Annotated in this window: 10 protein-coding genes; 7 read left to right on the top strand and 3 right to left on the bottom strand. The window is 40.1% G+C overall.

Translation table 11 applies throughout. The annotated features are described in order from the left end of the window. Positions 1-312 precede the first annotated feature (312 nt). Positions 313-609 carry a DUF5658 family protein gene (locus F4694_RS32885; RefSeq protein WP_374757395.1) on the top strand — a complete coding sequence of 99 codons (297 nt, stop codon included), beginning with the start codon at positions 313-315 and terminating at the stop codon, positions 607-609. Positions 610-648: 39 nt separating this feature from the next. On the opposite strand, the gene F4694_RS01485 is transcribed toward F4694_RS32885, so the two are convergent. Then, positions 649-1,050: a sigma-70 family RNA polymerase sigma factor gene (locus tag F4694_RS01485; protein WP_257029074.1), complete on the bottom strand. Its 402-nt coding sequence runs from the start codon at positions 1,048-1,050 to the stop codon at positions 649-651. A gap of 456 nt (positions 1,051-1,506) precedes the next feature. Between F4694_RS01485 and F4694_RS01490 the strand changes: the two genes are divergently transcribed. From F4694_RS01490 to F4694_RS01510, 5 genes are all read left to right on the top strand, one after another. Beyond that, entirely contained in the window at positions 1,507-2,028 is a 522-nt protein-coding gene (locus F4694_RS01490; RefSeq protein WP_179595128.1) for a DUF6241 domain-containing protein, read from the top strand. 161 nt (positions 2,029-2,189) lie between these two features. Continuing rightward, the gene (locus F4694_RS01495; protein ID WP_179595129.1) at positions 2,190-2,660 is read left to right on the top strand and encodes a hypothetical protein; all 471 of its coding nucleotides are present in this window, start codon (positions 2,190-2,192) and stop codon (positions 2,658-2,660) included. Positions 2,661-2,799: 139 nt separating this feature from the next. Beyond that, positions 2,800-3,774, top strand: a complete 975-nt coding sequence (locus F4694_RS01500) for a ring-cleaving dioxygenase (RefSeq protein ID WP_179595130.1) — start codon at positions 2,800-2,802, stop codon at positions 3,772-3,774. 226 nt (positions 3,775-4,000) lie between these two features. Then, positions 4,001-4,471, top strand: coding sequence for an RNA polymerase sigma factor (locus F4694_RS01505; protein WP_179595131.1), 471 nt, complete (start codon positions 4,001-4,003; stop codon positions 4,469-4,471). After that, positions 4,471-5,676, top strand: coding sequence for a hypothetical protein (locus tag F4694_RS01510; RefSeq protein ID WP_179595132.1), 1,206 nt, complete (start codon positions 4,471-4,473; stop codon positions 5,674-5,676). Before F4694_RS01505 ends, F4694_RS01510 begins: the two co-directional genes overlap by 1 nt. A gap of 36 nt (positions 5,677-5,712) precedes the next feature. Here F4694_RS01510 and F4694_RS01515 read toward each other — a convergent pair whose 3' ends face one another. Together F4694_RS01515 and F4694_RS01520 are read right to left on the bottom strand one after the other, a co-directional pair. Continuing rightward, on the bottom strand, positions 5,713-7,752 hold the full coding sequence (locus tag F4694_RS01515) for a molybdopterin-containing oxidoreductase family protein (RefSeq protein WP_179595133.1): 2,040 nt from the start codon (positions 7,750-7,752) through the stop codon (positions 5,713-5,715). Positions 7,753-7,919: 167 nt separating this feature from the next. Continuing rightward, positions 7,920-9,140, bottom strand: coding sequence for a HupE/UreJ family protein (locus tag F4694_RS01520; protein WP_308806235.1), 1,221 nt, complete (start codon positions 9,138-9,140; stop codon positions 7,920-7,922). Positions 9,141-9,383: 243 nt separating this feature from the next. On the opposite strand from F4694_RS01520, the gene F4694_RS01525 reads away from it, so the two are divergent. Next, positions 9,384-15,377, top strand: coding sequence for a DUF4350 domain-containing protein (locus tag F4694_RS01525; protein WP_179595134.1), 5,994 nt, complete (start codon positions 9,384-9,386; stop codon positions 15,375-15,377). Positions 15,378-15,550: the final 173 nt, after the last annotated feature.

Raw genomic sequence — 15,550 nt, forward strand, 5'->3', positions numbered from 1 at the left:
AACGTAAAATGGCTCAGAGTTTTCAACTCTGGGCCATTCTTTTATAAATTTAATGATTCTGAACAAATTTTTTCGCCTTCATTCTCTGTCTTTCTTCAATTTAACATGATTATGAATTACTCGACTTTCTTCGAGCTCTCTTTTTCAATCTCGACCTATAACGTCAATTTCAACTATCAATCAAGTGTTATTTTTGATTGTTAGGTTGATATTAAGAAGAAATTGTCTAACGATTATCTTTCTAGTTAGAAGGATAACATACCACCAAAAAAGAAATCCGTTATTAAGAACTACCTAGGAGGTAAGGGTGCCGTGGTCTTACTTTTTCATTATTTATCTCTCTTAAACATATTTGATGCTTTCATTACTTACTTTGGCTTGAAAAACTCAATGATACAGGAAATGAACCCGCTCATGAATAGAATATATGAAGCAGATCCAGCTTTGTTTCTGATTACCAAGATGGGATTTTCGCTGTGCCTTTACTTGTTTATTCTTTTTAAAAAAGTACCAACATCTTTTCTTACAAAGGGACTCACTGTCTTTGCCTCAAGTTTCTATACCCTAATATTCTTCCTCCATTGCTACTGGCTTGTGTTCCTCATATAAAGGCGCCGAGCCATTATAGTGGTAGGCACCTTTTTGGATTTAATTATGACCCATAGATAATTTTAATTTGTCGCGAGCTCCCTTCCGCCAACTTTTTACCGCAGATGGTGATACCTTTTCCTTTTCGGCAATTTCACTTATGCTCAAGCCTTCCAGTACTGTTAGTAAGAGCCATTTTCTTTGATTGGGTGTTAGAGTTTGACAATGCTGAAGAAGTATATCCTCCACCAAAGGTTCCTCTGTATAAGGGGCCACTGTATTATCCCAAAATTCATTCTCTGGATAAAATGTTCTCTCCGACTCCTTGGTTTCCCTTGTCAATTCCATGAGTATATAGCCTTTTATATAGTGATAGGCGTAGGTGGGAAAGTTCCCTTTTGCTGGGTTGAATCGCTTGCTTGCCTCCCAAAGGGCGATAAGACCGTCCTGGCAAAAATTCATCCCTATTTTTATAAATGTGAAGTGAGTACATAATCCGCTCAATCACTGGTTCATATTGAATGGCTAACCGATCAAAGCTTTCCAAGGATGGTCCCTTTCAGAAAGCGCGCTTTTCATTTTATTCCCGGGTACCTCTACCTTATAGGGAAACGTAAAGCGCATCGAATGGCGATGAATTACATAACTACTTGATAATTGTCAGAACAATCACGTTTTGTGCGATTAATTAAATTTAGTTAGGTCAATTTGCATTTTTGGCTAATTATCAGTCAATTTGCTGTTTTTTACTTTTGCAAAAAAACGGAGGCAACCTATGTTGAGAGTGAAAGCATTTATTCTTGATATCCTTGTTAAATATTAATGGTACAAGTATCTGGGATAATTTTGTATAATTAATAAAAATTGGGCTTTTGCCTAAACGAAATTAGATAGATTAGGTTTAAGGGGGAGAGCTCAATGAAAAAATGGAAAGTGTGGGGTCCTATCGTAGTGATTCTAGCTTGTATTGTGGGGGCCTATTTTTATTTAACTGAAGACCGCGGGCTAGAATTAAATGTGAAGAAAAATGATCCCGTTGCTGCGAAAGAGGCACAAACAAAAATCGATAAAAGCTTTGAGACCCCTGTAGCAAGTAAGGTGACGGAGGAATATGAAACGATGACTAATGCGGAACTAATACAAGAGGTTCACAATATGACACATCAGAAGGTGGAGGCAGACAAAAAATGGGGTGCCTCCGAAATCACCGCCGATAAAGTTCAGACATTATTTAATGTAATAAAAAATAAGGACTTCCAAAATGGAAGTACGAAAGATATGCTCCTAGCAATCTTAGAACCGTGGATCCGAAAAGACTTCAGTAATGCCGTAAGCGCTCACAACCGCATCTGGTCCTCCCAAAACGGAAACATCGGCAAAGCCACCCGTCTACTGACCCCTCAGGAAGAACTAGAATATATCGAGAATCAATTTCGCTGATGGTTACAATGAGGATGGTCGATGATGGTGACAGGCACCGCTCGTGGATACTGTCCACCCCAGGCGGACAGGTAGGTCGAATCTGAACCCGAACTTATTAATATTTGGACGAGGCTGGACATAGTCTTTAGTATGGGGAGTCTGTATTAAAGGAGAGGTACATGTCTAGGAAATCCGCGTCGCTTAAAGGTTTTGTAATGGGAATGGTGCTGCTGGTCTGTATCGTTACTGTTTTTATGCTAATAAGGGGTGCTTGGTTATCGCCCGATGAAGAGGCAGCTGCTGTGGTGGAGGAGTTTTATTTGTTTGAACAGGAGGGGGAATTTTCTTCGTCCTGGGAGCTTTTTCATTCAACTATGAAGGAAAGATTCAAAAAAGGGCATTATATACAAGACAGGGCCCATGTGTTCATGAACCACTTTGGCGTCGAAACGTTTGACTTTGTGATGAGTGAACCCGAAAAAATTGATCAATGGAAATTGTCCGAAACAGGACCATCCATGGAAAACGTTTATAAGATTCTTGTGACCCAAACCTATAAGGGAACATATGGAAACTTTGACCTGGAACAAGAAGTCTTTGCTGTTCAAGAAAAAGACGAATGGAAAATTGTGTGGAATTATAACCAGTAAACAGGGTGACAACACTCCCTCCGTGGATAGTAATATCTGTTTGATTCACTGATATTGACGGAGGGAACCATTTTCAGGTATAATTATCTCGAATTCGAGATAATTATGCGCTAATGAAGTTCGTTTAGGAGGTCATTAAATGAAGCTGTTAGGTTTACATCATGTTTCGATCTTAACGGGTAAGGCGGAGAGGAACTTTCAGTTTTATACAAAGATTTTAGGTTTGAGGCTGGTCAAGAAAACAGTCAACCAAGATAATACAGAATCTTATCATTTATTTTATGGTGACGCGAAGGGTAGTCCAGGGACTGAGATTACATTCTTTGATATTCCTGGATTGGGACATACCTACCCAGGAATAGGCAGTATTTCATCTACGTCACTGCGTGTGAAGGACACAGATGCGCTCCACTACTGGACAGAACGTTTTAAGCAGTTTGGGATTCAACACGGGCAGATTGAGAAGAGAAACAATCGTGATTCCCTTGCGTTTCAGGATTATGAGGGTACGCGTTTAGTTTTAGTGGCAGATAACGATGAACAAGGAGTTGCTGCGGGTGTTCCTTGGGACAAAACTGATGTCCCAGTAGAGCATGCCATCATTGGCTTGGGTCCTGTGACCTTAACGGTTGGTGTCCCGGACAAAACGATTAAAGTATTAACTGAAGTAATGGGCTTTACACAGGCTGGCACATATCCATCACTTGCAGGGGATTTCCCGGATATTCTGGTTTTTACAACAGGTGAAGGCGGCTCTGGAGCAGAGGTGCATATCGAGACGAGACCGGATTTGCCTAGGGAGCGGCCAGGCCGGGGAAGTGTTCATCATGTGGCCTTTCGTGTTCCGAATGAGGAAGAATATGACTATTGGGCACAGAAAATCGCTGCATCGGGTCTCATGAATTCAGGTAAAGTGGAACGTTATTACTTCAAAGCACTCTATTTCCGTGAACCAAATCATATCCTTTTTGAATTATCAACAGACACTCCAGGTTTCGATGTGGATGAACCTATTGAAACATTGGGGGAAAAGCTGGCACTTCCGCCATTTCTGGAACCCCGCCGTGCAGATATTGAAGCGAATTTAAGACCATTAGAGTTAGATCGTAAGTAATCCATTAAGACAGGGACCATATAAATATGGAACTTGTCTTTTTTCTTTGCACCAACTTCCATCAATATTAATCTATAGAAAAATCCACTTTTAAAAATTCTTTTAAAAAATTCCAACACTTTTCTTTCCTCAATCGTTATCTACATGAAAGCGGCAAAGACAATAGCTGAAAGCAATACATGATTTTCACTAAGAATTAAAAAATGAATAAAAGTGAGTGGTCAATTTGAAGGTCGAAGTGAGTGATTTATATGAAAAGTTAAAAGATGATCTTTTCCGTTTTGCCCGTTCCATTGCAAGGCATGGGCAGGAGGCAAATGACCTCGTTCAGGACGCAATGATCAAGTCGCTAAATGAACCAGAGCTGCTCAGCCTGCCGGAATATAAGCAGCGAGCATGGTTTTTTCGGGTCATGAAAAACAGGTTGATCGATGACCGCCGGAAAGAACAACGATTGACACAGTGGGAGGAAGACTTGGATTTTCCTATCCAGCAGATGGGTGTCAGTCACCTAGAAATAACCGATTTACTTAGACATTTGCCACAGGATTTAAGTGATTTAATTTTTAAAAGATATTGGTTAGGACTATCCAGTCAGGAAATTGGCGGTCAGTTGGGGGTTCCGGCCTCAACGGTACGATATAAGCTTCATCTTGCTATTAAGCGATTGAGAACGATTTTAGAGGAGGAAATATAATGAGTCAACGAATTGGAAATGTGGGATTACTAAATTTGGTTAACGCTACGGAAGAGAGTATTAAAGGTGTAGAACGGATTGAAAATGTCGGTCTCGTTCTTTATGGGAAAGAAAATGCGCATCTCCTTACTCGCTTAAATATTGGAAATATCGGGTCGAGCTTAGAGGTACCATCTGGTTACCGCCTGTATAACGGAGTTCTAAATCTGGATCAAAACTATCTGTCCTCCATTGTTGACCCAGTCCTTCTTTTAGTAAATGGTGTGGTAATTATTGATCGGAATGTTCAACCGGACCAGATTCAAGCAGGGAATTTAAACTTGATGGTAAATGGAAAAGTGTACTGCCCTGCACATTTATCTGGAGTCGCCGGCAGCATGTTAACAAAAAATAACGGAGCAGTTGAAACCTATCATAGTGCCCCGCCAAGATTAGAGAACGGTAAATTTACATTGACGAATTCCTTTTTACAATCAGTAGATGAACCTTTATTTCTAGTTGTAAATGGATTGTTAACTTTTGCGCAGGAGCTGAATCTAGATTTATTTAATGAGAAAATTAATAAGTTAGAAGTGAATGGGAAGATCGAAATCTTTGAAAATCAAGAAGCTTATTTATATAAAAAAGCAGCTTCTTTAACAACCTGTAAAGTGGAAGTCATTCCTGCTGGATATGAGGTTTTGGGTAAACCGCTGCGCTTAAATGCACGTTCGATTCGGAGATTCCAACAGAAAAAGTGGTTTACCAATAAACCGGTTATTATAGAGAGCGATGTTTCTAGAGAAACGCTAACAAAAGCAGTGGAAAAAATTCATTCTACTTCTGTTATCATTTGTCACGAGGAAGTCGAGGACCTCGTTTATGAACGATTAAGTCTGCTGGAAACAGAAGTTTTGTCCTACGAAAACAACTTTATCTTAATTGAAGGGGAAGAAGTATGGTCAAACGACCAATTCCTAGCCTTAGACCAGCCAGCTACTTTCATTGTTAAAGGCCAGCTTTTCCTTGATGACGATGTAAGTGAAGAGGTTCTACGCACCAAAGTATCTACATTAGATATCTTAGGTGAAGTCGTTGTACACGAGAAAAAATTAAAAGGTGTCCTTCAAAATATCATTCGACTAACTACAGGAACCATTGAAGTAGAAAAAAATAAAGAAGAAACAGGTGTGACACTTCAAAATGTGGGAGAACTGTCACTATGAAAGCAGGCACCGCCAAAAGGCGGTGCCTGTCACCATTTATACATCACTGTATATTTTTTCGACGCTGACCCGTCCAGAAAAGAAGGTGGCGCCGCCGCCCATATCAGCGATTCTATCTGGAGTTAGGGTGTTTACGAGTTGTTTTGTACCTTCTAAATCCGCCCAGAGTCCTTGGGTGACGACTACTCCTGGGAGGACATTTTCGCCTACACTCACTTTTAACAGACATTCGCCACGCTGGTTCCAGACCCGAACCTGGTCACCATCTTCAATACCAGAAGCCTTAGCGTCCTTGCTATTCATATATAATCGAGGTGCCTTTTCAAGGCTGATGTGCTTTTGATTATTTGAAAAGGTAGAGTTTAAGAAATTATGATTGGGTGCAGGAATAAATTGATAAGGATGTTCTCCGTCAATGACTAAAGGATTATAAGTTGGCAGTGGAGGATATCCATTTGCTTTCATCCGCTTTGAGTACAATTCAATTTTCCCGCTAGGTGTTCGCAACTTGCCTGGTAACAGTGGCCTTACCGCCGCTTTTATAAACTGTTTCTCTACTAATGTTTCATAATCCATTCCTTGCAAATACGGATTGGCTGGTTGATTAAGTGCTTGTGCGATCATTTCTGCTTCTGTATCTTCGAATGCAGATTCTTCATAGCCCATTCCTTTGGCCAAAAGACGAAAAACGTCCACATTGGATTTTGACTCTCCATAGACTTCTATGACTGGCTGCTGAATCTGCATGTAATGGTGCCAATAGGAAGTGTATATATCTGTATTCTCAAAAGACGATGTTGCAGGAAGTAGTATATCAGCGTATTTGGCGGTCTCTGTTAAAAATAAATCGTGAACCACAACAAATAAATCGTCACGCTCAAGACCCTTTCTGACTTTATTCCCTTCAGGAGCAACTACCGCAGGGTTACAACTGTATACGTACAGTGATTTTACTGGCGGATCCACTGTTAACAAAGCTTCTCCCAGCAAGTTCATGTTAATTACCCGCGTCTGTTTATTTTTCAGTAATCTTGGAAGCTGCAGTTTTGTAGTGTTGGTCGTTAGATACCCTGAATTTCCTTTTATGGCACCGCCGCCTTTGATGAGCCATTGACCTGTCAATGCTGGAAGACATGAAACCGTTCGGACAAACATACCGCCATTGTCATGGTGCTGCGGACCGTTGCCAATCCGAATAAAAGAAGGCGAGATAGTCCCATACATTCTAGCAAGCTTATAAATATCATCAACAGGAACACCTGTAATTTCTGATACTGTAATAGGATCATATTGAATAACATGCTCGCGAAGTTCCTCATATCCAACTGTATATTGGTGTAAAAAGGAGGAGTCCACCAAGTTTTCAGCAAATAAAATATGCATGATTCCTAAAGCGAGAGCACTATCAGTCCCTGGTAAAATTGGAATAAACCAATCTGCTAATCTTCCAGTTTGGTTTTTATGCACATCAATAACCACAATTTGAGCGCCGTTGTTTTTGCGGGCTTTCTGAGCGAGTGCCACTTGGTGCATATTCGTACTAGCCGCGTTAATCCCCCAAAAGATTATCAACTTGGAATGAATCGTATCTTCTGGATCAATTCCGTAGCTGCCGCCCATCGTATATCTGTACCCAACAGAGCCAGCAGAAGAACAGATACTCCGGTCCAATTGTGATGCTCCCATACGGTGAAAGAATCGGCGGTCCATCCCCTCCGCATTCAGCAGTCCCATGTTTCCATAAAAACTATAAGGGAGGATACTTTCTGGACCGTCTGATTCGATAAGTGTTTTCCACTTGGAAGTTATTGTAGCTATGGCTTCATCCCAGCTAATCCGTTCAAACTTATCCTCACCTTTAGCTCCAATTCTCCTCATAGGATATTTCAGACGGGTTTCATCATAAATCCTTTCCGCCATATTCCGAACTTTATTACAAATATTTCCCTTCGTCACCGGATGCTCCGGATCACCCTCAACCTTAACAATCCTTCCATCCTCTTTATGCAGCAGCAAACCACACTGATCCGGACAATCGAGCGGGCAAACAGATCTAGAAACGCCATTAAGTTCCATTGTAGGATTGACCTCCTTTCTCGGTGCCTGTCACCATTTATACATTATTGTATAATCTTTTTCATGATATGACAGCTTTAAAGGTGGAGCAAGTGCATAAAAAAATAAAGGCTTACCGTTATTTCCTTTAGTCATAGGAAATAACGGTAAGCCTTTATTGATATTGCTTATGAGAATAGTCTTTCTATGAGCCAAAATGCTCCTAATGCAGCTACTATTGTGGATCCGATTTTAATAATTATTTTAGATGATTGGAGCTTGAACATGTAGGTTAGTAGTGGAAGAACTAATAGTACTAGCGCTAACTGAACGACTTCAATACCGATGTTGAAATTTACGAGTGCAACGGCCAAATCACTCTTCGGGATATTCATTTCCCTTAAGATATTTGCGAATCCAAGTCCGTGGATTAATCCAAATAAGAAGGTAAGGCCCCAGCGGTGCCGGATTTCTTTTCTAAAAATGTTTTCTAGCGCAACGTACACAATACTAAATGCAATGACAGATTCAACAAATCGAGAAGGCAATGTGATAATACCTAGAACAGCAAGACTTATGGTAATACTATGTGCAATCGTAAACGACGTAATGATTGCTGCGTATTGTTTGAACGTTTGTTTTCTCAAAAGTAAGGCTAATAGAAATAATAGATGATCATAGCCTGTTAAGATATGGAGCATTCCAAGTTTGAAAAAGGAAAACCAGGATGAGGAATTAGAAGTCTCTACTTGAGGAGTTGCTTCTGATTGCTCCTGTTGTGGTTGATTCTCTTCAGGTTGGGACGTTTGTCCCTCTTCTAGCTGCTCCTCCTGTGCTTCAGCCAAAAGAATTGTCCAAGTTCGCTCTTTTCCTTGTAAAATCGCCTGACCAGTCGTACCAGCAAACTCAAAGGAAATTAAGTTAACGTAATTGGTATCTGGATCATTTACATATAGGCCATCATTAAGGCTGAGGGTGTCTCCCGCCGAAAAAGCTGGAAAAGTTAGATGATAGCTTAAAAAATTCTTATCTTCCTTTTTCTCCAGGACCATTCTGTCCAATGCAGGTTCTTGCTGACGATTGTTTAGGTCTAGTGTTAAATGGTGATGAACAAGTTCCTCTAATTCATGATTTCCCTCTTTTACTTCCGACTTTTCGAGTTCATTGTTTTTATTTTTATCAATACCCTCTATTAATTCAATAATTGACAAGGAATCAATAGAAAAAATAAATTCTGTTTTATCCTGATCCATCTTTATAGTTGTATAACTTGCGCTATATGCATGTGCATGTGCGGATGAGGGGAATAACATCATTAGCATGGCTAAAATAGCAATATAATTAAGTAATCTATTTGGTTTAAGAAGAAATTTCAAAACTTGTTCTTTTTTGTCGAAACAAGAAATCACTATACAGCCCCCCTGAGTTCTATTTTTATAAACTAAGAATCCTCCTATATATAATCACATTCCTTTGGATTTTGTATACATAAATTATAATTATCAGTATAATTACATGATTTTGGTTATTCCTATATTGGTGAGAATTTTGTAGAATAATAGGGCAATAGATTAATTGAGAGAGAGGAGACTTTTTTTCTAAAAGTAAGTAATAGAAAAAGATAGCTAAATAAACAAAAGGGTGGTAGAGAGATGAGTTTTAGCAAAGGGAAAGAATTTAAACGCTGGACAAGCACATTCATGGCATTTCTCATATTAGTTAGCACCTTTTTGCCGAGCGGCTTAATGGGGAAAGCCTATGCGGAACAAGCAAGTCATGTAGTAATCTCTCAAGTTTATGGCGGTGGGGGTAACAGTGGAGCTCCTTTAAATAAAGACTTCATCGAGTTATACAACCCAACTGACCAAGCAATTTCATTAGACGGATGGAAAGTTGAGTATGCCTCTGCAGGAGGTACTACCTGGACTGGTACACCTCTATCTGGTAAGATTCCAGCTTATGGTTATTATTTAATTTCACAAGGCGGCGGAGCTAACGGAGTAGATCTACCAACTCCTGATGCAACAGGTTCGACTGCAATGGCTGCTGGTGCAGGGAAAGTAAAATTAGTAAACCATGAGTCAGTAGAAGTTGATTATGTAGGTTTTGGTACTACTGCAAGCGCATACGAGGGAACTGGGCCAACTCCAGCACCTTCTGCTACAAAGAGCGTTCAACGTAGACCGTACGCTAATACAGAACCTGCTGCAGGTAAAGGAAATGCTTGGGATTCCAATGACAACAAGACGGACTTTGTTGCAGTAGCACCAGTGCCTAAAAACACTGCAAGCACTCCTGAAAAACCAATGGTTCCACAGATTAGTTTACAGCCGAAGGGTTATAATATTCAATTTTTACAAGAAGGGACTTCCGTTAAGGTAACAGGAGGACCTGAAGCAGTTGAAGGGAAATCGACTATTAATGTGTATGAAACCGCAACCAAGGGAACTCCTCTTTCAACAGTAACAGCGGAAGAAGATGGTTCCTTTGACATCAGCTTCAATTCTGAAAAAGCATTGACAGCCGTTTTTATTGCTGCTAAACAGACCGAACTTGATGAAAGTGCTGCTATTCAAATTAATAAAGCGGCTCCGAGTAGCAATGTTATTTTTGATAAGCTAAGCTATATGGTTAACGCAGGGAAAGGAACTTTAATCGGCGGCGCTGGTGCAGTGGTTAAGGAAGCGATAATCAATGTTTATGCTGATGAAGCTGCTACTCAAAAATTAACTACAACTGAAGTAAAAGCAGGCTCTACGGGAGATTTCAATATTACGATTAACAATGCTCCTGATAAAGTGTATGTTACACAGAAGACAACTAGTGATAAAGGAACTATGTTAGAAAGTGTTCCTGTCGCGATTGAAAAAGCTGTGTTAGATGTTGTTACACCTTTAAATGAGGTAAAAGCAACAGATTCTAAAGGAATTTTGCTGAATCTAAACAATTTTTATACTGTTGAAGGTGTAGTAACCGTACAAAATGGTATTCTTGGAACTCAGAAAAATAACTACTATATCCAAGATGCAACTGGCGGTATCAACGTATTTGGAAGCTTTGATTCAGGACTTACTATTCAACGCGGCGACAAACTAAAAGTGACTGGTAAAGTTATTGTTTATAATGGTTTAACCGAGTTTGAACCTACAGCAATTGTTAAAGTAAGCGAAGGAAATCCAATTCCAGCTGTAAAGGATATAACCATTCTTGATTTAACTACATTTACAGTGGCTGAGCCTCTTGAGGGAAGCCTTGTAAAAGTAAGCGGTAAAGTATCTGCTGTTGCAGCTACCGGAGCCAATTACAATGTAACACTGGTGGATGAAAATAATAAATCAACTACTATCAGGGTAATGGGTGGTACAGGAATTAATCCTGATACTGATCTTGTGGTTGGTAACAATTATTCGATTACTGGTATTGTTGGGCAGTACACGACAAATGCTACACACGTCAATGGATATCAAGTATTCCCGCGTGACGTCAAAGATATCACAGCGATGTTGAACTTGAGCCACACTCCATTAACTGAAGTGTTCCAAGATACAAACATTGAGTTTGTAACGATCGCAAGCGGTGCAGAGTCTGTTACTGCATACTACCGTGCGAAAGATACAACAGAATTTACGGCACTTCCAATGACTTCCACTACAGAAGGTCGTTATACTGTTACTCTTCCTAAAGCTAACGTACCTGCCAATTCTTTTGAATACTATATTGAAGCAAAATCAGGAGAAAAGACGCAAACTTCTGGAACAGTAAGTGCGCCGCATCAAGTAACTGTGGTCGCAGACACTTTTGCACCAGAATTCCTAAGCGAAACTCCTCAAAATGGTACTAGGGTAGAAAGCCCTCGACCAGAAGTTTCAGTTGTTATGGAAGATCCAAGTGAAGTAGACACAACAACTGTTAAGATTTGGTTTGATGGAGCAGAAGTAACAAACGCAACAATCAGCAAAAAGCAAGTGAAATTTACACCTGAGCAAGACCTTGTAAACGGTGTTCATACTGTAAAAGTAGAAGCCACTGACTCTAAAGGTAATAAAGGTACGAAAGAATGGACATTTGAATCTGTTCCTCGGTTCACTGGCGGTCAGCATTTCCGTGGAACTACTCACAACCATACCAATATTTCACATGATGGTGCAGGCAGTCCAGAAGCTGCGGTTGCTGCTGGTAAAAGATACGGATATGACTGGTTTGCTTTCTCTGACCATTCACACGATATCGATCCAACCTTACTTGGTCAGGACACAGTTGTTCGTGATGGTATGCAAGAACGTACAGGCGGTTCAGACTGGCAGTTAACAAAGGATTTAGCTGATCAGAACACGAAAAATGGTGAATATGTCGTTTTCCCAGCATTTGAAATGACTTCTACCACATGGGGACATTCCAATATTTTTGGATCAGAGAACTTTATCGATCGTAATATTAACGGCAAGCAATACCAAGATTTAAACCAATATTATGCATGGGTAATGACATACGATGATATCGTGGGTCAGTTTAACCACCCAGACATGTCAAACAATGCATTCAACAACTTTAAACCTTATAACAAAGAAGTGGACCAACTGTTCACCATGCTAGAAGTTGGTAATGGTTCAGGACACTATGCATATGCGAACGCTGAGAAGAAGTTCTTTTCTGTACTAGATTTAGGATGGCAGGTTGCTCCAACTTATGGTGAAGATAACCATGAAGGTACATGGGGACAAACCATGGCACGTACAGTAATCGTAGCTGACGATCTTACACAAGCGTCTCTATTACACTCAATGCGTAATATGCGTGTCTACATGGTAGAAGATCCAAACTTTACACTAGATGTGTTAGCAAACGACTACTACATGGGTTCAACTGTAGATAGCAAGGATTTGAAGTTCAAGATTTCAGGAAGCGACTTAGTTGCTGAAGATCGCTCTATGAGTGAGTATAACTACTTAGCAGCTGATTATAAATCTGATGATAGAGTTGAAAAAGTAGAATTAGTCACAAATGGCGGCGTGGTTGTTGATTCATATTCGCCAATGACAAAAGATTTCACATGGGAACCATCTTACAATGTGGCTGGCGGACAACAATGGTTTGTTGTTCGAGTAACACAAGCAGATGGTGAAAGAATGTACTCTGCTCCAATCTGGTCAAAAGAAGAAGCAGTTGACGTTCGTGTGAACGGAATCGACGTTGAGGGCGAAGTTATTTTTGAAGGCAATCCAGCTACTTTAAAGGCAAGTGTAAGCAATAACGGAACACAAAGTGTACAAAATGTAAATGTAAATCTTTACTACGATGAGGTAAAAGAAGCGAACCTTATTGGGACACAAACGCTTTCTTCCATCGTATCGAAGGGTGTTGGAACTGCAAGCTTTACGTGGAACAACACAATAAAAGGCGATCACAAATTAATCGCTGTGGCTTCGTCTGATTATGGGACGCACCAGTTTACCCTAGATGTTAATGTAAAAGAGCCACTAGGATTAAAAGTAATGATCGACGCGAAACACAACAATGAAAACACAAGTTCAGATGGTGGAACGTACAAAGACAACCTTAAAGCCTTTACCGTTCTTTTACAAAAAGAAGGGTATACAGTTGTTGAAAACAAAGAAACCATTACGGATGCAGTATTGAGCACTGTAAAAGTTTTAGTCATTACACACAATCGAAATGCGTTTACAGCAGATGAGAGTGCAGCGATTGCCAAATTTGTAAAAAATGGCGGCTCCGTCTTGTTTGCAGGAAAGAGCAATAACAGCACAGATCCTACAATCAACAACTCTTTATTAGGGGAAATTGGTTCAACGATTCGTATGGGTAATGATGGAGTATTTGATGATAGTAAAGAAGGTAACTTCTGGAGTGATCCAAAGGTAAGCCCATTTGCAGTCCGCGTATTCCCAAGCTTAGTTTCAAATTATATTACGGACCGCGTATCATTCTTAGATTACTATAGTGGAACAAGTTTATCGGCAGCTAATAACCAACCGTTAACGGATGGCGGCAAGGTTACGATTTTAGCAAAAGGAAATGAAACCACTTATCAAGGTAATATTAAGGGCGGCTACACGTATGACGCAGTATCTGACGCGGTTGGCGGTTCAGCAATTCCATTAATTGCATCAGAAGAAATCGGAGAAAATGGACGTATTATCGTTTCTGGTATGAACATTTTCAATGATAAGCAAATTGATGAATCATACGAGCCAAAAGGAAATGACGAGTTCTCCCTAAATGCCATTAACTGGCTGGCAGGACGCGGAACAAAAGTAACAAAAATTGGCGATGCACGTAAGTTAGCAGATGATTCTCAAACTGTTATTGAAGGAACTGTTACAACAGGTGCAGGAGTATTCTTCGATGCATTCTATGTACAAGATGAAACTGGCGGAATTATGGCATTCCAAGAAGTTCCGGCAGATAGCATTAAACCAGGTGATAAAGTTCGAATCTACGGACACATTATTACTTTTGACGGAAACAAAGAAATTGAGTTTACTAGCTTTAATCAGGATGTTATAAAAATAGGTACCGGCGAACCTTTACAACCAAAAGTAGTACCTACAGGCACAGCGACATCTGACGCAAACCAAGGATTGCTTGTGAAGGTAAAAGGTAAAGTGGTATCGATTTTTGACGCTAACTCTTATGTAATTAATGATGGTTCTGGTGATGTATTAGTATTTACTGACGGTTACATTGTGAACCAAAGCGGTCCAGTCCCTGATCTTAAAGTTGGCGATACACTTGAAGCAGTAGGTCTGTCTGGTACATTTGCAGACGGTACACGTATCCGTGTGAGAGATACGAAAGAATTGATTGGTACGGATACTAGTAAACCAGAAGTGCCATTTATAAATGGTGTAACAGATCAAGACACAACAATTAGCGGAACTGCTGAAGTAAATTCTGTAGTAACAGCTAAAGTGGATGGAGTAGAAATCGGTAAGGCCACCGCAGATACCGAGGGCAAATTCACAATCGCTATTGCTGTGCAAAATACAGGTACGAAGTTACTTGTGACTGCCACTGACGCTGCAGGCAATGTTAGTGAAGCAGCAGAAGTTACCGTTCTTGACGTTACCGCACCAGGAGCACCAGTTGTAAACCGGGTTAACGATAATGACCTATCTATTAGTGGAAAAGCAGAACCTGGCGCAAATGTAACAGCAAAGGTTAATGGTAAAGAAATTGGCACAACTAAAGCAGATGCAGAGGGCAATTTCACAATTACCATTGCAAAGCAGGTAGCAGGTGTAGTGATTCATGTAACTGCTGCAGATGCTTCCAAAAATGAAAGTACAGATGCTCAAGTAACCGTTACTGATGAAGTAGTGACGAAAGTCAGCGTTATCTCTAATGTGACGGGTAACCATGCATTTAGGAATCTACACAAGTTCACTGCTGTCTCAGAAGGAAGCAGATATGCTGTATATCGCTTTTTACTCCAAGATGAAAAGGGAAATATTACTCTTTTACAGGATTATGGAGTAAACAGCACAGTTTCATGGACGCCTAAATTGCCTGGAACCTATACAATCATTGTTTTAGCTAAAGATAAAAACAATAATGGTTTCTTATCAAGCTACCATGAGGCTGAAACAAAATTAACCTTTACCGTCAATCCAAGTAAGGGAAAATAATTAATATGTTTAAAAAGTGGAAAGAGTATCGATACTCTTTCCACTTTTTTTATAAGAACTAAAATCAAGTTCTTTTCCTAAATGCCCTGCGCTCAGCATACTCAGAACAATGCGAGCAAACCTTAATCACCTTCCCCTGATCATCGAAATAACTTCGTAAAGGTCTAACCCTC

The organism is Neobacillus driksii (assembly GCF_013409995.1).
Lineage (GTDB): Bacteria > Bacillota > Bacilli > Bacillales > Cytobacillaceae > Neobacillus > Neobacillus driksii.